Origin of the sequence: Corynebacterium stercoris, assembly GCF_024160105.1 — a bacterium.
GTDB classification, from domain to species: Bacteria; Actinomycetota; Actinomycetes; order Mycobacteriales; family Mycobacteriaceae; genus Corynebacterium; species Corynebacterium stercoris.
Genome location: NZ_JAMFTQ010000017.1, coordinates 13,904 through 31,794 on the forward strand (window position 1 = coordinate 13,904; position 17,891 = coordinate 31,794).

At 68.7% G+C, this 17,891-nt stretch carries 17 protein-coding genes and 1 tRNA gene; 12 read left to right on the top strand and 6 right to left on the bottom strand.

The window, feature by feature from the left end; genetic code table 11:
* The first annotated feature begins 3 nt into the window (after nucleotides 1–3).
* Nucleotides 4–1,194, top strand: a complete 1,191-nt coding sequence (locus M5J20_RS09985; protein ID WP_253579176.1) for a MarP family serine protease — start codon at nucleotides 4–6, stop codon at nucleotides 1,192–1,194.
* On the opposite strand, the gene M5J20_RS09990 is transcribed toward M5J20_RS09985, so the two are convergent.
* The 3 genes from M5J20_RS09990 to M5J20_RS10000 all read right to left on the bottom strand — a co-directional run bounded on the left by M5J20_RS09990 (nucleotide 1,191) and on the right by M5J20_RS10000 (nucleotide 3,531).
* The gene (locus M5J20_RS09990; protein WP_437177644.1) at nucleotides 1,191–1,943 is read right to left on the bottom strand and encodes an alpha/beta fold hydrolase; all 753 of its coding nucleotides are present in this window, start codon (nucleotides 1,941–1,943) and stop codon (nucleotides 1,191–1,193) included. The two genes, M5J20_RS09985 and M5J20_RS09990, sit on opposite strands and share 4 nt — an antisense overlap.
* Before the next feature lie 28 nt (nucleotides 1,944–1,971).
* Complete coding sequence (locus M5J20_RS09995) at nucleotides 1,972–2,589, bottom strand: phage holin family protein (protein WP_253579178.1); 618 nt, start codon at nucleotides 2,587–2,589, stop codon at nucleotides 1,972–1,974.
* Nucleotides 2,590–2,730: 141 nt separating this feature from the next.
* Nucleotides 2,731–3,531, bottom strand: a complete 801-nt coding sequence (locus tag M5J20_RS10000) for an HAD family hydrolase (protein WP_253579179.1) — start codon at nucleotides 3,529–3,531, stop codon at nucleotides 2,731–2,733.
* A 155-nt stretch (nucleotides 3,532–3,686) separates the two neighbouring features.
* Here M5J20_RS10000 and ssd point away from each other — a divergent pair, with 155 nt between their 5' ends.
* Genes ssd through M5J20_RS10035 form a run of 7 tightly spaced genes read left to right on the top strand, consistent with a single transcriptional unit; the run spans nucleotide 3,687 to nucleotide 8,087 of the window.
* Nucleotides 3,687–4,718: a septum site-determining protein Ssd gene (gene ssd / locus M5J20_RS10005; protein ID WP_253579181.1), complete on the top strand. Its 1,032-nt coding sequence runs from the start codon at nucleotides 3,687–3,689 to the stop codon at nucleotides 4,716–4,718.
* Nucleotides 4,715–5,860 (top strand): TadA family conjugal transfer-associated ATPase, encoded by a 1,146-nt coding sequence (locus tag M5J20_RS10010; protein ID WP_253579183.1) that lies wholly within the window; start codon nucleotides 4,715–4,717, stop codon nucleotides 5,858–5,860. The genes ssd and M5J20_RS10010 overlap by 4 nt, the downstream gene beginning before the upstream one ends.
* Nucleotides 5,857–6,633 carry a hypothetical protein gene (locus tag M5J20_RS10015; RefSeq protein ID WP_253579185.1) on the top strand — a complete coding sequence of 259 codons (777 nt, stop codon included), beginning with the start codon at nucleotides 5,857–5,859 and terminating at the stop codon, nucleotides 6,631–6,633. The genes M5J20_RS10010 and M5J20_RS10015 overlap by 4 nt, the downstream gene beginning before the upstream one ends.
* On the top strand, nucleotides 6,630–7,196 hold the full coding sequence (locus tag M5J20_RS10020) for a type II secretion system F family protein (protein ID WP_253579187.1): 567 nt from the start codon (nucleotides 6,630–6,632) through the stop codon (nucleotides 7,194–7,196). The genes M5J20_RS10015 and M5J20_RS10020 overlap by 4 nt, the downstream gene beginning before the upstream one ends.
* A 19-nt stretch (nucleotides 7,197–7,215) precedes the next feature.
* Nucleotides 7,216–7,452, top strand: coding sequence for a DUF4244 domain-containing protein (locus M5J20_RS10025; RefSeq protein ID WP_253579189.1), 237 nt, complete (start codon nucleotides 7,216–7,218; stop codon nucleotides 7,450–7,452).
* Nucleotides 7,453–7,725: a hypothetical protein gene (locus tag M5J20_RS10030; protein WP_253579191.1), complete on the top strand. Its 273-nt coding sequence runs from the start codon at nucleotides 7,453–7,455 to the stop codon at nucleotides 7,723–7,725.
* Entirely contained in the window at nucleotides 7,722–8,087 is a 366-nt protein-coding gene (locus M5J20_RS10035; RefSeq protein ID WP_253579193.1) for an Rv3654c family TadE-like protein, read from the top strand. The genes M5J20_RS10030 and M5J20_RS10035 overlap by 4 nt, the downstream gene beginning before the upstream one ends.
* Here the strand turns inward: M5J20_RS10035 and M5J20_RS10040 are convergent.
* A complete protein-coding gene (locus M5J20_RS10040) occupies nucleotides 8,084–10,441 on the bottom strand; it encodes a DEAD/DEAH box helicase (RefSeq protein ID WP_253579195.1) in 2,358 nt (785 codons plus the stop codon). The two genes, M5J20_RS10035 and M5J20_RS10040, sit on opposite strands and share 4 nt — an antisense overlap.
* Nucleotides 10,442–10,631: 190 nt before the next feature.
* Here M5J20_RS10040 and M5J20_RS10045 point away from each other — a divergent pair, with 190 nt between their 5' ends.
* On the top strand, nucleotides 10,632–10,835 hold the full coding sequence (locus tag M5J20_RS10045) for a cold-shock protein (protein ID WP_042409175.1): 204 nt from the start codon (nucleotides 10,632–10,634) through the stop codon (nucleotides 10,833–10,835).
* A gap of 60 nt (nucleotides 10,836–10,895) precedes the next feature.
* On the opposite strand, the gene M5J20_RS10050 is transcribed toward M5J20_RS10045, so the two are convergent.
* Nucleotides 10,896–11,522 carry a DedA family protein gene (locus tag M5J20_RS10050; protein WP_253579197.1) on the bottom strand — a complete coding sequence of 209 codons (627 nt, stop codon included), beginning with the start codon at nucleotides 11,520–11,522 and terminating at the stop codon, nucleotides 10,896–10,898.
* Between the two features lie 146 nt (nucleotides 11,523–11,668).
* On the opposite strand from M5J20_RS10050, the gene topA reads away from it, so the two are divergent.
* Nucleotides 11,669–14,560 (top strand): type I DNA topoisomerase, encoded by a 2,892-nt coding sequence (gene topA / locus M5J20_RS10055; RefSeq protein WP_253579199.1) that lies wholly within the window; start codon nucleotides 11,669–11,671, stop codon nucleotides 14,558–14,560.
* Between the two features lie 4 nt (nucleotides 14,561–14,564).
* Here topA and M5J20_RS10060 read toward each other — a convergent pair whose 3' ends face one another.
* Nucleotides 14,565–16,091 carry an adenylate/guanylate cyclase domain-containing protein gene (locus tag M5J20_RS10060; protein ID WP_253579201.1) on the bottom strand — a complete coding sequence of 509 codons (1,527 nt, stop codon included), beginning with the start codon at nucleotides 16,089–16,091 and terminating at the stop codon, nucleotides 14,565–14,567.
* A 59-nt stretch (nucleotides 16,092–16,150) separates the two neighbouring features.
* Between M5J20_RS10060 and M5J20_RS10065 the strand changes: the two genes are divergently transcribed.
* Together M5J20_RS10065 and M5J20_RS10070 are read left to right on the top strand one after the other, a co-directional pair.
* Complete coding sequence (locus tag M5J20_RS10065) at nucleotides 16,151–17,374, top strand: DNA polymerase III subunit delta' (protein ID WP_253579203.1); 1,224 nt, start codon at nucleotides 16,151–16,153, stop codon at nucleotides 17,372–17,374.
* Nucleotides 17,375–17,450: 76 nt separating this feature from the next.
* Nucleotides 17,451–17,526: transfer RNA gene (locus tag M5J20_RS10070), tRNA-Thr, on the top strand.
* The last annotated feature ends 365 nt before the right edge of the window (nucleotides 17,527–17,891 follow it).

The window sequence follows — 17,891 nt, forward strand, 5'->3', positions numbered from 1 at the left end:
GGCGTGCAGATTGCGCTTGACGCTCTTCTGATCCTCGTCGTCGTGCTCGCACTCGCCGCCGGGTGGCGCCAGGGGGCGCTGTCGAGCGTCTTCTCGGCCGTCGGCGTGGTTGCGGGCCTGGTGGTGGGTCTCGCGCTGGCGCCGGTGGTGATGTCGCTGTCGCAGGTCCAGACGGTCCGCGTGGTGCTGCTGGTTGCGCTTGTGGTGCTGCTCGTGGCCATCGGCAACGCGGTGGGCGCGGCGGCCGGATCGCAGTTGCGCGCGGGGGTGCGTCGGAAGGGGGCGCGCAACGTCGATTCCCTCGTGGGCGCGGTGTTCCAGGCGCTGGCGGTGACGCTGGTGGTGTGGCTCACCTCGATTCCGCTGGCGGCGGCGGTGCCAGGTGCTGCCGGCAACGCGATCCGCGAATCCCGCGTGCTCGCTGCCATCGACGCCGCGGCTCCCGATGCATTCGGCCAGGTCCCGGCCCGTATCGCGGCGCTACTCGACGAGTCGGGCCTCCCGCCGCTCGTCTCCCCGTTCAGTGTGGCGCGCGGCGCGGCCGTCGACGCCCCGGACCCGGCCGCGGTGGACCCGGAGATGGTTCAGCGGGTGCGCCCGGCGGTGCTGCAGGTGATGGGCGATTCCGGCTCCTGCCAGCGCCGACTCAGCGGCACGGGCTTTGTGATCGAGGACGGCTACGTGCTCACCAACGCGCACGTCGTGGCCGGCACGGACACCGTCGTGCTGGACACTGTCCTGGGCGTCAAGGACGCAGAGGTGGTGCTCTACGACCCGGACGTGGACATCGCTGTGCTCCACGCGCCCGACCTCAACATTGCACCGCTGACCTGGTCGACCACGATCTTGGCTACGAGCGACGATGCCGTGGTCATGGGGTATCCGCACTCCGGCCCTTTCGAGGCCGCGCCCGCCCGCATCCGCGGCCGCCTGAACATCTCCGGCCCGGACATTTACGCCCAGGGCCGCGTGAACCGCGAGGCCTACACCATCCGCGGCGAGATCCGCCAGGGCAATTCCGGCGGCCCACTGCTGGACACGGACGGGAACGTCGTCGGCATGATCTTCGGCGCCTCCCTCGATTCCACCGAGACCGGCTACGCGCTGACCGCGGATCAGGTCCGCGAGCGCGTGGGCGACGTGCGCGGTTTGCGCGGCCGCGTGGACACGCAGCTTTGCGTCGGCGCAGCTTAGAGCACTCGCTTCACGACGCTCGCAGCAAACCCCTCCGGGTCCTCCACGTGCGGCAGTCGGCTTGCCCCGAGCTCGGGCATGTCGCTCGCGATGGGGGTGCGGGGCCGCAGGCGCGACGTGCGCACGATGTGGGGCAGCGCGTGGTCGATGCGCCGGGCTTGGAGGCGGAGGTGCAAATGATCGTCGAAAAGCGGGGTGCCGTGGAACGCCTCGCTGGTGTCGGCGTTGAAGTTGGCGCGCCAAATAGCGTCCAGGGTGCGGGGGCTGGTGCCGAGCAGCGCCGGGTGGAGGCGGGAAAGCGCGGCTGCGGTGCCGCGGGTGGTGGGCAGCGCGATGGTGCGCGTGACAAGGTCGGGGTAGCGGCGCGCGGCCGCGTTCGCGATCACCGCGCCGGTGTCCGCGCCGATGACCACGGCGCTTTGGTGGCCGAGGGTGCGGATCGCACCGGCGATGTCGCCGGCGAGGATTTGCAGCGTGTCTCCCGCGCGGTGGGCGGGCTTGTCCGACATGCCGTAGCCGCGCAGGTCCAGCGCCGCGGCGTGGAGCCCGGCCTGGGCGAGGGGGTCGAGCGCGTCCTTGAAGTCGAACCAGCCGCCGAACGCGCCGTGCAGCAAGAGGACCAGCGGGTTGTGCGCGTCGCCCGCGACGGCGGCGTGGAGGCGGACGCCGCGGGTGTGCAGCATCTGGTGTGCAAAAGGCCCCTCGAGCTCGACGACACTCGGCGGGTTTGGCCGGGTGCGTCGTGCCACGAGGGGCCCTAAAAGTCCGGGTGAAAGACTAGTCGCGGGTCACCGCGGTGGAGCCGCCGGTGCGGACCGGGCGGGCGGTGGTGGTGCGAGTCGTGGTGGTCGTGGTGGTGCGAGCCTCGGAGCGCGGGGCTGCGACCGGGGTGGTGCTGTACAAGCCGGACTCATCCTTGGCCAGGTTCGCCTGGGCCTGGCCCGGGACGAGGTTCTTCAGCTCGTTGACGGACTCAATGGTCTTCTCCGGAGCCTTGATCTTGCGCACCTTCTTAAAGCCCAGGAACGCGAGCAGGCCGGCGAGCGCCAGCATGATCAGGAAGACCAGCAGGAACGCCCAGCCGCGGTGCATCCAGGACGCGAACATCTCAGCAAGGGCGAAGAAGAGGAAGAAGGTGGAGTACAGGGCGATGACGCCGGCTGCGGCGAACATGCCGCCGCCCATGGCGCCCTTCTTCACCTCGCCGATGACCTCGGCCTTGGCCAGCTCAATCTCGCCGCGCACGAGGGTGGAGACCTGCTCGGTGGCGTTGGAGATCAGGGTGCCAATGGAGTCCTGGCCCGGCTGGGTCACGCCAGTATCGCGCAGCGGAATGGAATCCACCTTGGCGGAAACTGCCGTGGAACCGCTGGTGTAGAGGCCTTCTTTGCTCACTGTTCGTTACCTTCCTACATGGCCCGATGCGGAGCGGGCGCGATGCTGCGTGTGATTTGTCACGTTATCCCACACCACACTAGCCACTTTTCAACGATTCTGCCCACATTGCCCCGCGAAAACGCGGGTTTCGGGCGGCAGTTACGCCGAGCGCTTGTCGCGCTTGATCGCCCTGCCGACAAGCACGCCGGCGAACGCCACCGCGGCGACGCCCGCGAGCACACCGGCACCGATGCCCACCTCGCGCGCGTTCGGCATCTGGATCAGCGGCTCCGGGTTCTTGAAGGTGCGGATTTTCCACCCGTGCTGCTCAGCGTGCTTGCGCAGCGCCCGGTCCGGGTTCACGGCCACCGGGTTGCCCACCAGCTCAAGCATCGGCACGTCGGTGGCGGAATCGGAGTAGGCGTAGCTGGCCGCAAGGTCATAGCCGTGGTCCGCCGCGAACTTTCGCACCGCGTCCGCCTTCGCGTCGCCCTTGAGGTAGCGGGTGACTTCGCCGGTGAGGCGCCCATCGACGATCTCCATCTCGCTTGCCACCACGGTGTCCACGCCCAGCTCTTCGGCGATCGGCTCGACCAGGATGGATGCGGAGGCGGAGATGATGATGACGTCGTGGCCGGATGCCTTGTGCGACTCGATCAGCTCGCGCGCCTCGGCGTAGATCGCGGGCGTGACCACGGTGCGCATGGTTTCGGTGGTGATGCGCCGCACGTCCTCGACGTCCCAGCCGGCGACCATTTGCGCCAGCGCGTCGCGCGTGGTGTCCATCTTCTCGCTGGATTGGCCCACCAACATGTAGCTTGCCTTGGTCAGGTACAGGTCGAGCGCCTCCTGGCGGGTGATCATGCCGTTGTTCATGAATTCCTTGCCGAAGGCGAAGGCAGACGACGTTGCGATGATCGTCTTGTCCAAATCGAAGAACGCAGCTGCGTGGGCACCCATGCGTTCAGAGTCTAGCCCCGCTGTAAACGGTGCCGGGGCCCCGCAACGGAGTTATCCACAGGCGGCGTGTTGACACGTCATCGGAAACGGGGAGTTATCCACAGCTTTTGCGGGCGCCCTTGTTTCGTCGACACGCACTCGTGCACGCTGACGGCATGGAACACGTGAAACATCCGCAGCGTCGCCTGGCGCCCATCGTCGTCGCCGTCGAGGACCCGCTCCTGCTCCCCGAGGCCCTCCACATCGCCGCCGCGTGCGGGCGGCCGGTCATCGAAGCCGCCGATCCGCCGCAGCTCGCCCGGGTCTGCGCCAGGGCGTGCGCCGTGCTTGCCGACGCCTCCTTCGCACCGCTTAGCCCAAGCCCGACCACGTTCGTCGTGGCGGCCAGCGCCGAAACTGCCCGGCCCGGCGAGTACGTGCTGCCCGCGCAGGCCGCCGACCTCTTGCGCGCGCTCGGGGCAATCAACTCGCGCGGCGACGCGGCGGTCGCCGACAACGGCCGGGTGGTGGCGGTGGTCGGCGCTGCTGGGGGACTTGGGGCGTCGACGTTCGCGGCGTCGATAAGCAGGCGCGCGGCGGCGCGCGGGGCGACGCTGGTGGACGGGCACCGGCGCTCCGGCGGGCTCGATCTGCTGCTGGGCATCGAGGACGTGCCGGGCGCGCGGTGGGGCGAGGTCGAGCTGGGCGACGGCGTGATTGCACGCGAGGACATCCGGCGCGCGCTGCCCGCCACGCGCGACGACATTGCCGTGTTGACCTGCGGGCGCAGTGCGATCCCGGATCCGCACGCGGCACGTACTGACGACGTGGACGCCGTGGTCAGCGCCGTCGCGACCGCCGGCGTAACCGTTCTCGACGCGCCGTTGGAAGCAGTACCCGCGCGGTGCGATCTCGCCGTCGTTCTCGTCGCCGCCCGCCTGCGCGTAGCCGCCGCGGCCGCCCGCGTGGTCGCCGAGTGCGCCGCCGCCGGCATCCCGCACGCGCTGGTTGTGCGGGACGACGCGTGGGCCTCCTTATCTCCCGCAGAGCTCGAGGCCGTCGCCGGTTCCCAGGTGCTCACGCGGCTGCGCCAGGTGCGGGGGCTGACCAGCCAGGTGGAGCGCAGCGGCCTGCCCGAGCGCCTCCCGCGCCCGCTCGCGCAGGCGGCGGACGCGGTGCTCGCCGAGCTGACGGGAGCGGCGCGATGACAAACCCCGACACCAACCGCGACATCCTCGAGCGCGTGCAGCGCCGCCTCGCCGACGAACCTCACGCCCCCACCCCGCAGCGTCTCGCCCAGCTCATTCGCGAGGAAGCCGTGGTGATCAGCGACATCGACGTGCTCGATCTCATGCGCCGCCTGCGCGAAGACACCGTCGGTGCCGGCCCCCTCGAAGCGCTGCTTGCCGGCGGCGACATCACCGACGTGTGCGTCAACGGGGCGGAGCGGGTCTTCGTCGACCGCGGCCGCGGCTTGGAGCCGGTGCCTGCCGAACAGCGCATCTTTGAGACGGAAGCCGACGTGCGGCGCCTGGCCACGCGCCTCGCACTGCGGTGCGGGCGCCGCCTCGACGACGCGCACCCGTTCTGCGACGGCCACATCACCCGCCCCGACGGCACCCTGCTCCGCTTCCACGCGATCCTCTCGCCGACGTCGCAGCCCGGGACGTGCATCTCGTTGCGCGTGTTGCGCACCGCGACGGCGAGCCTCGACGACCTGGTCGCGCGCGGATCGGTCGACGACGAGCGCGCCGAGCTGCTGCGCGAGATGGTGCGGCGCAAGAAGACGTTCCTCGTGGTCGGCGGCACCGGTTCAGGCAAGACGACGCTGCTCTCGGCGCTACTCGCGGAGGTTGCGCCCGAAGAGCGAATCATCGCTATCGAGGACACCCTCGAACTCACTCCGGCACACCCGCACGTGCTGAACCTCTCCACCCGCGGCGCGAATATCGAGGGTGCGGGCGCGATCACGGTCGCCGACCTCGTACGCCAGGCGCTGCGCATGCGTCCGGACCGCATCGTCGTCGGCGAGATCCGCGGCGCAGAAGTCATCGACCTCCTCGCCGCGCTCAACACCGGCCACGAGGGCGGTGCCGGCACCTTGCACGCCAACTCCATCACCGAGGTCCCCGCCCGCCTCGAAGCCCTCGCCTCCCTCGGCGGGCTGGACCGCGCCGGGCTGCACGCCCAGCTCGCCGCGGCCGTGGACACCGTGGTGGTGGTCAAACGCTTGCCTGGCGGGGTGCGCCGCGTCCAGCAGATCGGCGTGCTCGAAGGCCAGCCGGTCACACCGCGCGTGGTGTGGGACGCCGACACTGGCCCCGCCGCGGGGTACGAGGAGCTGCTATGAGCCCCCACCACGCATTCGCCGCGGTGTGCCTCGCTGCCGCGATCAGCATCAGCGCGCCGGGCCCTGCCCAGCGCATCGCCAGCTCCACCCGCGCTGAGCTGAACCCGGTGTGGATTGTCGTCGGGGTGAGTGCGGTCGTGCTCGCCGCGCTCACGCTCGGCCGGGCGGGTGTGGTGGTCTCCGGCGCACTCGCAGGAGCCACCACCGTGCACACCCTGAGCGCCAGGCGCACCGCGCGTGCCGACGCCCGCAGAGCCCGCCATGCCGCCGAATTCATCGGCTACCTTGCCGAAGGCGTCGATGCCGGTGCTGCCCTCGGGGTCGCCGCGGCGCGCGCCGCCGAGCACTTACCCGCCGACGCTGAGTCGGGGCTGAAGCGCGACGTCGCCCAATTTGTCGCCGCCGCCCACCGCGGCGGCACCGTACCGGAGCTGGCCACCCCGGAGCTTGCACGCATCGCCGCGGTATGGGAGCTCTCCACCACCCGCGGCGTGCCCATCGCGGGACTCTTCGCCGCGGCACGCGACGACATCGACCACGCTCTAAGGCACCGCGCCGCCACCGACGCGGCGCTGGCCGGGCCGAAAACCACCGCCGCCGTGCTCGCCTTGCTACCAGTTGCCGGCATCGCGATGGGCAGCGCCATGGGTGCCTCCCCCCTTACGGTTCTCACCTCTCCGGGTGTTGGATCACTGCTGCTCATCATCGGCACTTCGCTGGTCTGCGCCGGCGTCGTGGTCTCCGGAGAGATCATCGGGAGGGCCGCGCGATGATCTCGCTGACCACCGCGCTCCTTGCCGCTAGCGCCTTGAGCATTGCGGGGCCGGGTCCGGCGCGGCGGCTGGAAAAGAGCGTCGGCACGCGGGCACACCGCCCCCGCGACGGACCGCACGCCGCCGGGGCGGACCCCCACCGGTGCGCCAGCGACATCGGCATCTTCGCCGCTTGCGCCGCAGCCGGGCTGCCGCCCGCCACCGCCGTCGCGGCGGTCGCGGACACGCACCCGGGCGAAGCGACCGCCTGGCACACCACAGCCGCGCTTCTGGCGCTCGGGGCCGACCCCGAGCGCGCCTGGTCCGAACTCGCCGCCATTCCCGGCGGCGCGGACCTGGCCAACCTCGTGACCTTGTCCAACGCCTCGGGATCCGCGCTCGTGGAGGGCTGCGCGCGCATCGCGCAACGCCTCCGCGACGAAGCCGCCGACGGCGCCACCGCGAAAGCAGAACGCGCCGGCGTCCTCATCGCGATCCCCCTGACCGCATTTTTCCTCCCCGCGTTCTTCGCGCTCGGCCTCGCGCCGGTCGTGATCAGCCTGGGGGCCAACCTCATCAACTAACCAGAAAAGGAACAAAACTATGAACACCTTCACCACCCGCATCGCCCTCGCCGCCGACAACGCTGCGCAGGAATTTCTCCGCCGCACCGCCGCGAAACTCGGCAATGACCGCGGGATGACGACTATCGAATATGCGTTCGGAAGTCTAGCTGCCGCGGCGCTCGCCGGCGTGCTCTACATGGTGGTCAACGGCAACGGCGTCATGTCCGCAATCGAGGGCGTGATCACCAACGCCCTCTCCAACACCCCGCGCTAGATGACGACGATAGAAACGGCCCTGTCCATGGCCACCCTGCTCACCGTCGCCGCCGCGATCGTGGCCGGAATCGCGACCATGGCCGCGTACGTCTCCGCTGTGGACATCGCCGGTGCCGCCGCACGCGCCCACGCCATCGGGGTGGCCTACCAGCCTCCCCGCGGCAGCGTCGAGTTCGCGGAGGCATCCGGCCTGGTCACCGCGACGGCTTCGGTGCCGGCGGCGATCGGCACCATGCGCGCCCAGGCGGTCTTCCCGGTGGAGGCGCGGTGAGCTGGCTGCGCGCACGCCGGGCATTGCTTGCCGACGAGTCTGGCTCCGCCTCCGTCACCGCCGCCGGCATCATCGCGGCTGTGGCGGCGCTGGCGTTCGCCGTGGTCGCGGTGGTGGCTGGCGTGGCGGCGCAGCACCGCGTGGCGGTCGCGGCCGACCTGGCCGCGGTGTCCGGGGCGTCTGCCTACTTCTCCGGGGCGGATGCCTGCGGTACCGCCGTGCACACCGCGTCGCTGAACGGCGCCGACATCGAGCGCTGCGAGGTCGTGGAGGGCGATGTGATCGTCACCGCGGCGAAGGGCCGCGCCCGGGCAAGCGCGCGGGCTGGCCCGGTCGCGTCGGCAGACTCGGTGCCGCGCTAGTCGCGGGCGCTGCCTCGCTCGGTGCCGGCCGTCATGGTGACCAGCGCACCGAGCAGCTTCAGTGCCGCGTGCTTGTCCAGCGGCTGGTTGCCGTTGCCGCACTTCGGCGACTGCACGCAGCTCGGGCAGCCGGACTCGCATCCGCAGGAGCGCACCGCCTCGTAGGTGGCTGTGATCCACTCGTGGAAGCGGGCGAAGCCTTCGTCGGCAAAGCCGGCGCCGCCGGGGTGGCCGTCGTAGACGAACACTGTGGGCAAAAGCGTGTCCTGGTGCAGCGCGGTGGAGACGCCGCCGATGTCCCAGCGGTCGCAGGTGGCCAAAAGCGGCAGCAGGCCGATCGCGGCGTGCTCGGCGGCGTGCAGCGCGCCGGGTATCTCGCCGGCGCTGATGCCCATCGCCTCCAGCGCGAGGGGATCCACCGTGTAGGCAACCGCCCGGGTGACCAGGCGTTGCTCCGGCAGGTCGAGGGGGATGTGCTCGCTCACGGTGCCGTCGTGAAGCCGGACTACGTAGCCGGTGACGCGGTCGGTCACCTCCACGTCCACGCTGGCCACCCACAGACCCGGCGAGGGATTCACCAGTTCGTGGGCGTCGCCGAGGATGGTGATGTCCGTGGTGGAGCGCGCCTGCGTGGAGTAGTCCGGGTTTTCCGGCGCGACGAAGGCTACGTAATCCTCCAGGTTCAAGTCCTGCACCACGAAGTGTTCGCCCTGGTGGATGTATACAGCCCCGTCGTGGACTTGGGTCAGCGCCTTGTTCGTGTCGACGGTGCCCAGGAGCCTGCCGTCGGTCACGTCCACGATCGCCACCTCGTGGCCGGTGCCGCCGCGCAGGGACACCGCGGCGTGCGCGGTCTCCGGCGTCGGTTCGCGGTCCATCTGGGGCACCGCAAACCAGCGCTCGCCGCGGCGGCGCAGGTAGCCGGCCTCCTCCAACTCGGCGACGACCTCGGCGGCGCCGAACGCGGCCACGTCCGCCTCCGTCAGCGGCCGCTCCACCGCGGCGCAGTACACATGCCCGCGCAGCAGGTAGGGGTTGTGCGGGTTGAACACGCTGTTCTCCACCGGGCGGCCCAATAGCGCTTCCGGGTGGTGAACCAGGTAGGTGTCCATCGGCTCGTCGCGGGCCACCATGACCACGACCGAACTCTGCCCGCGCCGCCCGGCACGCCCCGCCTGCTGGCGAAACGACGCGACGGTGCCCGGGAAACCGGCCATGACCACCGCGTCCAGCCCGCCGACGTCGATGCCCAGCTCGAGCGCGTTCGTAGTGGCCATGCCGAGCAGTGAACCGTCGTCGAGCGCGCGCTCCAAGGCGAAGCGGTCTTCCGCGAGGTACCCGGCGCGGTAGGAGGCGATGCGCGCGGCGAAGTCGGGGCGGCCGAGCAGCACCAACTCCTCCTGCGCGCGCATGGCCACGATCTCTGCGGCGCGCCGGGAGCGAACGAACGTCAAGGTCCGGGCACCCTCCGCGACGAGCGTGCCCATGATGGCGGCGGCCTCCGTCGTCGCGGCGTAGCGCACGGGCGCGCCGTTTTCGCCCTCGGCACCCTCGATGAAGCCGGGCTCCCAGAGTGCGATGGTGCGCTCGCCGGTGGGGGCGCCATCCTCGGTCACCGCCACGACGTCCCGCCCGCAAAGCCGCGAGGCCTGCGCAGCCGGGTCCGCGGCGGTGGCAGAGGCGAAGATCAGCGTCGGATTGGCCCCGTACACTGCGGCGATGCGCAGCAAGCGCCGCAGCACCAGCGACACGTTCGCGCCGAACACGCCGCGGTAGGCGTGGCACTCGTCCACCACCACGTACTTCAGGTGCCGCAGCAGCCGCGCCCACCGCGCGTGACCAGCAAGAATCCCCGCGTGCAGCATGTCCGGGTTGGTGAAGACGAACCGCGTCTGCTCCCGGATCCCGGCCCTGGCCTCGGCGGGCGTGTCGCCGTCGTAAGGGGCGGGGTAAATGGATTCCATGCTTATCGACGTTCCCACCAAACCCAACGTCGCTCGCAGCTGATCCGATCCGAGAGCCTTCGTTGGGGTGATGTACATGGCGCAGGCCCGCCGATCGGCGGCCAGGGCAGAGAGCACCGGCAGCTGGTAGCCGAGAGACTTGCCCGAGGATGTGCCGGTGGCGATCACCACGTCGCGCCCCTGCCAGGCCAGCTCGGCGCAGGCGGTTTGGTGGGAGTAGGGGGTTGTTACGCCTGCGTCGATAAGCAATTGCTTCAGCTCGGGATCCACCCAACCAGGCCACGGCGCGTGCCGCGAGGGTGCGGCGGGGACGGTTTCGACGTGGGTGATGGTGGACGTGGGGAAACGTCGCTGCAGTGACGCGATGAGCGATGCTCCGAAACCAACCATGCAGATCAACCTACAGCGGAGGGGATTAAGTCGTGCCGGTGCGGGCGATTCGTGGCACACTGGTTGGCGGTCACAGATTTTGTGTGCGCCTAAACAGGTGCTCGCGATGATCGTGTACGCGGGCATCAGGTGATTTGCCTGGTGGACGGCTCCAACAACACAATTCTTCATCTTCTGAAAGGTCTTCACCATGGCAACCGGCACCGTGAAGTGGTTCAACGCCGAAAAGGGCTTCGGCTTCATCGCTCCTGACGACGGCTCCTCCGACGTCTTCGTCCACTACTCCGAGATCCAGGGCTCCGGCTTCCGCACCCTGGAGGAGAACCAGCAGGTCGAGTTCGAGATCGGCGAGGGCGCCAAGGGCCCGCAGGCCCAGCAGGTCCGCGCGATCTAAGCCTCTTCCCAGTTCAGCCCTGCCACGGTGCGGGGCTTTTCGCTTCTCGACGCCCGGTTTCTAGATCGCCGAGATACCGCGGCGCACGTCGTGCCACTCGAAGAGGCGGGACTGCGCGCGCTGGATCACCAGGCCCACCAGGGAGCCGAGGAGGAGGCCGGCGAGCATGCCCAGCAGCGGGAAGTCCGAGAGCAGGGAACCGCCGATGTAACCGAGGCCGACGGAGAGGACGGCCCAGATAATGACACCGACGGTGTCGTAAATAAAGAAGGCGAACCAGCTGTAGCGCACCGACCCGAGCACGATCGTGGCCACCCAGCGCGCCCACGGAACGAAACGCGCGACCAGGATGGTGATGCCGGCGCCGCGCCTCATGTTGCGGCGCACCCAGCCTATGGCCTGCCCGGCCTTCGATTCGGGGTCAAGGCGGTCCACCACCCCGATGAGCTTGCCGCCGAAGGCGAAGCACAAGTTGTCGCCGATGACGCCGCCGATGATGGCCGCGATCATCACACCCTTGATGCTGGGCACCCCCTGCGACGCGGCGAACGCGCCGGCAAGGTTGAGCACCGTCTCGCTCGGAATGACCGGGAACAGTGCGTCGCCCACAATAAGAATGCTGACCAGCGGATAGAAGATCGGCATGGCCATCAGTTGGTGGAGGAACCCAATCAGGGCATCAACCATGGGTTAGGCCACCTCCTTGCGTATCACCACCGCGAGTGTAGTCCCCCCGCGAAATTGGGTCTGGGAGTCTATTGAAGTTCTGGTGCACGGTATGTCTGCTACAAATGAGTGAGTTTTCCGGGATGTGAAGTGAGGTGTCACCCAGCGTGGCTGCAAACGGCAAGACTCTCGTCATCGTGGAGTCGGCGACGAAGGCGAAGAAAATCCAGAAGTATCTGGGCGACGATTACATTGTCGAGGCCTCTGTGGGCCACATCCGCGACCTTCCCGGCCGCGCCGCGGACATCCCGGCGAAGTACAAGAACGAACCGTGGGCCAAGCTCGGCGTGAACCCGGAGGACCGCTTCACACCCATCTACGTGGTCAGCCCGGACAAGAAGAAGAAGGTCGCGGACCTCAAGGCGAAGCTGAAGCGGTCGGACAAGTTGCTGCTCGCAACAGACCCGGACCGCGAGGGCGAGGCGATTGCCTGGCACCTTTTGGAGACGCTGAAGCCCACCGTGCCGGTGGAGCGCATGGTGTTCAACGAAATCACCGAGTCCGCCATCCGCGAGGCCGCGGAGAACACCCGCGAGCTGGACATGGACCTGGTGGACGCGCAGGAAACCCGCCGCATCCTGGACCGCCTCTACGGCTACGAAGTGTCCCCGGTGCTGTGGAAGAAGGTCATGCCGCGCCTGTCCGCCGGCCGCGTGCAGTCCGTAGCCACCCGCGTGATTGTGGAGCGGGAGCGCGAGCGCATGGCGTTCATCGCCGCCGAGTACTGGGATGTCACCGCCACCGCCCGCCCGCAGGCGGGTGAGCGCACGGAGTTCGACGCCAAGCTCACCGCCATCGACGGCACGCGCATCGCGCAGGGCCGCGACTTCGACGACCGCGGCAAACTCAAGGCGGCGGATGTCACGATCGTCGATAAGCAAAGGGCGGAAGCCCTCGCGGAAGGCCTCGAGGGGCGCGACCTGACGGTGACATCGGTGGAGGAGAAGCCGTACACGCGGCGCCCGTACGCGCCGTTCATGACATCGACGCTGCAGCAGGAGGCCGGCCGCAAGCTGCACTTCACCTCCGCGCGCACGATGCGCATCGCGCAGCGCTTGTACGAAAACGGCCACATCACGTATATGCGTACGGATTCCACCGCGCTGTCCAAGCAAGGTCTCGACGCCGCGCGTTCTGCTGCAACTGAGTTGTACGGCGCCAACTACGTGTCCAAGTCCCCGCGCGTGTACGCCCGCAAGGTGAAGAACTCGCAGGAAGCGCACGAGGCGATCCGCCCCGCCGGCGAGCGTTTCGCCACCCCGGGCCAGCTCGCGGGCGCGCTCGACGCAGAGGAGTTCAAGCTCTACGAGCTGATCTGGCAGCGCACCGTCGCCAGCCAAATGGAAGACGCACGCGGCAACTCCACCAAGGTCGTGCTGGAAGGCCAGGCGGCTACGGGTGAGACTGCCGAGTTCGCCGCCACCGGCCGCACCATCACCTTCCCGGGCTGGCTGCGCGCCTACTCGGACACGCAGGACAAGGAGACGCACCTGCCGCAGGTAGCGGAGGGCGACGTCCTCGACGCAACCAAGATCACCGCCGACGGCCACAGCACCAACCCGCCGGCGCGCTACACCGAGGCCAGCCTGGTGAAGAAGATGGAGGACTTAGGCATCGGACGCCCGTCCACCTACGCCAGCATCATCAAAACCATCCAGGACCGCGGCTACGTGGTCACCCGCGGCAACGCGCTCGTGCCCACGTGGGTGGCGTTTTCCGTGGTCGGACTCATGGAGGACAACTTCGACGCGCTGGTGGATTACGACTTCACCTCGTCCATGGAGGATGAGCTGGATGAGATCGCGCACGGCAACGAGGACCGCACGCAGTGGCTCACCAGCTTCTACTTCGGCGACGCCGACGCGGACGACTCCATGGCGGAGGCCGTGGCGCGCCGCGGCGGCCTGAAGCACCTCATCGAGGACAACCTCGAGCACATCGACGCGCGCGAGGCGAACTCGCTGAAGCTTTTCGACGACAGCGAGACCCGCCCCGTCTACGTCCGCGTCGGCCGCTACGGCCCCTACATCGAGCGCCAGGTGGGCACCACCGCCGACGGCGAACCCGAGTACCAGCGCGCCAACCTGCCCGAATCCGCGACGCCGGACGAGATCACCCTCGACATGGCGGAGAAGCTCTTCTCCACCCCGCAGTCCGGCCGCGAGCTGGGCGTCAACCCAGCAAACGGCCGCGCCGTCGTGGCCAAGGAGGGCCGTTACGGACCGTACGTGACGGAGCTCGTGCGTGACGACGAACGGGAAACCGCCGAAGCGCGCGCAGAAGACGTGGTAGCCGAGGAGCGCGCGGCCGAGGATGCGCAGCGCGCCGCGGAGGGCAAGCGTAAGAAGAACTGGGACACCAAGACCGCCCAGGCGCAGAAGACCAAGCGCATCGACGAGCTTGTCGACGAGCAGTTGAAGCCCGCTACCGCGTCTCTGTTCCAGTCGATGGACCCGGCATCGGTGACGCTGGAGGAGGCCCTGAAGCTGCTGTCCCTGCCCCGCGAGGTGGGCGTTGACCCGGCCGACGGCGAGGTGATCACCGCACAGAACGGCCGCTACGGCCCGTACTTGAAGAAGGGCACCGACTCGCGTTCACTCTCGAGCGAGGACCAGATCTTTTCCGTCACGCTGGAGGAGGCGCGCCGCATCTACGCGGAACCGAAGCGCCGCGGCCGCGCCGCAGCCCGCCCGCCGCTGAAGATGCTGGGCGACAACGACGTTTCCGGCAAGCCGATGAGCATCAAGGAAGGACGCTTCGGCGCCTACGTCACCGACGGCGAGACCAACGCGTCCTTGCAGCGCGGTGACACGCCCGAGACGATGACGGACGCGCGCGCCAACGAGCTGCTCTCCGCCCGCCGCGCCCGCGAGGCCGAGGACGGCCCCAAGAAGGCCACCAAGAAGGCGGCGAAACGCACAGTGAAGAAGGCCACCAAGAAGGCGGCGAAGAAGACCACGCGCAAAAAGGCGACCAAGAAGGCCGCGAAGAAGAGCTAGCCGCCTAAGCGCGGTCCGCCATGGTGGAGCGCACCGGGCGGGCCAGCTGCGTCATCTTGTTGCGGCCGCGCAGCTCCACGGACTTCATCAGCGTCCAGCGCTGCTGCTCCACCTCGTTGGCGGAGCGCAGCGTGCCCGCGTTCGTGAGCACGCGGCCCGGGGTGTCCTTCGCCAGCTCGGTGAGGCGGGCGGCGGCGTTCACGGCGTCGCCGATCACGGTGTACTCGAAGCGGTCGTGGCCGCCGATGTGGCCAGCAACCACATGGCCCGCGGCCACGCCGATGCCCGCCTGGAGCTGGAGGCCCGCCAACTCATCCGTCAGTTCGCGGGCGGCTTGGAGGGCGTGGGAAGAGGCGTCGTGAAGCGAGACTGGCGCTCCGAAGACGGCGAGCGCGGCGTCGCCCTGGAACTTGTTGATCACGCCCTTGTTGCGGTGCACCACCTCAACGACGATCTCGAAGAACTTGTTCAGTTCCTCCACGACCTCCTCCGGCGTGTGGTTCACGGCGAAGGTGGTGGAGCCGATGACGTCGATGAACAGTACAGCGACGCGGCGGTCCTCGCCGCCCAGCTCGGGTTTTTCCTCGAGCGCCTTGGCCGCGACCTCGGTGCCCACGTAGCGGCCGAAGATGTCGCGCACGCGCTGGCGCTCGTTGAGGCCGCGCATCATCTCGTTGAAGCCGGCTTGGAGGACGCCGATCTCGGATCCGTCGTAAATGTCCACCTGCGTGTTCGCCTCGCCGCGGCGGACGCGGTTGATGGCGTCCTGCAGCTCCTTGATCGGGTCGACGACACTCATGATGGCGAACGCGGTGCCCATCCAGCCCGTCACCAGCGCCGCGAACGTGAGCACGAGCGCGGCCGGCATGAGCTCACCCGGCGTTTGGGTGAAAAAGCCGTTGCGCTGGGCGACGAAGAGGAGCAGCACGCCGATCATTGGCACGGCGGAAGTGGTGAACCACGTCATGTACAACCGCTGCTTGATCGGCGGCTCCAGCGTCGAGTCCTCGAAACGACGCGCAAGCGCAGAGGCGGCGATGGGACGCACGAGGCGCTCCGCCTGCAGATACGTCAGCACCGCGACGACGAAGCAGGTCAGCGACGTGCCGATGCCGATCACTATCGCCAGATTCGCACTCACCTGCGCCGCCGCGATGGTGATAATCGCGATGCCGACCAGCCACACCACCACCACGATCACCGTCTGCAGCACCGGCAGGCGAAGCACCAGGTTGCGCACCATGTTCGGGTCGTGGTCGTCGGGGTGCAGCTGCCATTCCAGCACCGGCCGAAACATCAGCGCCGTCACGGCTATGCCCAGCACCACCGCCACCAGCACGTAGACCAGGCCGACGGTGCCCAGGCCCAGGTGGTCGAGGCTGAGCAGCTCCACCTCCGGCATCGGGATGAAGAAGCGGATGAACACCATGATGGCCACCGCACCCAGCACGTTGGTGCCCAGCACGGTCGCCGCGTAGAGGGGCCACGACGTGCCCCCCAACCATCGCAGACCGCGCCAGAGTCGTTCCATGCTGTATCACCTTAGCGCCGATCCGGCCGCCACACGATTGCCGAGTAGGCTAGGTCGCTGTGAATTACCGCAGCGTGAGCGAGCGTCTCGCCGACACCCCCAAGGTCCGCGACACCATCCTCGCAGCGGCCGCCGCGGGCAGGGGCCTGGCCGGCACCGACCCGCGCGCGTTGGCTCACTCCTGGCTCTTCACGGGCCCGCCCGGATCGGGGCGCTCCAACGCGGCGCTCGCGTTCGCCGCGGCGCTGGTGTGCACCGATCCCGACGAGATCGGCTGCGGGCGCTGCAAGGGCTGCCTCGACGCCTTCGCCGGCCAGCACACGGACCTCGTGCACGTCGTGCCCAAGGAACTCACGATTCCGGCGAAGTTTGTCCGCCAAGAAATCGTGGCCAAAGCCGCCCGCTTGCCGACGGTCGCTTCCCACCGCATCGTCATCATCGAAAACGCCGACCGTTTGACGGAGGAGGCGGCAGACGCGCTGCTCAAGACAGTCGAGGAGCCGCCCGCCGGCACGGTGATCGTGCTGTGCGCGCCGTCGACCGATCCGGAGGACATTTCCCAGACGCTGCGCTCGCGCTGCAGGCACCTCTACATTCCGTCCCCTTCCGAGGCAGAGGTCGTGCGCATCTTGATGGAGGAAGAAGGCGCGAGCGAGGAGCATGCGCGGTTGGCGGCCGCGACCTCGCTGCGCCACCTCGGCCGCGCCCGGAAGCTGGTGCACTCGGTGGACATTCAGCAGCGCCGCGCCACCAGCATCAACCTCGCCGAGTTGGTCTTCTTCGGGCCCCAGGCGTTCCAGGCCGTCGCGGCGCTGGTCAAGGCGACGGAGAAAGAAGCCGTGGAGGCCTACGCCGAGGAGGATGCGGCCGAGCGAGCGAAGCTCGAGCGCTCGTTCGGCGTCGGCGCGAAGGGCAAGGGCGCGGCGAAAGCGACCGCGGGTGCTGCCTCCGCGCTCAAGGAGTTGGAAGCGCAGCAGAAGGCTCGCGGCACCCGCCGCAAGCGCGACGTGTTCGACCTGGTGCTCGTTGATCTCGCCGGGATCTACCGGGATGCGCTGGTTGTGCAGTCCGGCGCGGGTGGCGACGGTGCGCCGGTGCCGCTGACCCACCCCGACTTCGAAGGGCTCGCCCGCGAGCTTGCCGAGCGCGTCGACCAACCCGGCCTCGTCGCCTGCCAGGACGCCATCGCCCAGTGCCGCGAGCGCCTCAACCAGCAGGTTGCTCCCGTGGTGGCGTTCAACGGGATGATCGGCCACCTGCGCCGCGCCTGCAAGGCTGATTAGCCTGCGGTTTTTCCCTACGCGCCCGCTGGGTTAAGCTATTTCCTCGGTACGTGTGGCGACGATCGCTGCGTGGCCGGCCACCTTAGCTCAGTCGGCAGAGCATCTCACTCGTAATGAGAAGGTCGCGAGTTCGATTCTCGCAGGTGGCTCCATTTTTATTTGGAGGGTTGTGTGTCGGCGTGGGGCACTTTTGTCCTGCTGCGGTGTGCGGGCGCGGGCATTGTGGGCGTTGGGCGCCTCTTGGCGGATCCTCAGCCCCGCTGCCTTGACAGCTCCACTTAGGGCGACCTAAATGGAGCCGTCAGCGCGAGCAGGTCACATGCGTCACAAGCGACCTGCGGTTTTGTGGCGTGATTTTCCGTCATTACCGCTGACAGCTCCACTTAGGGTGACCTAAATGGAGCTGTCAACGCAGGAGCGTCGATAAGTTCTGGTGCTCGCGGAGGAGGACAAGCACGGACGCGAAGTGGTTGGCTGACCAGCCTGCGGTGAGCAGGAACGCGAGGACTGTCCCGAA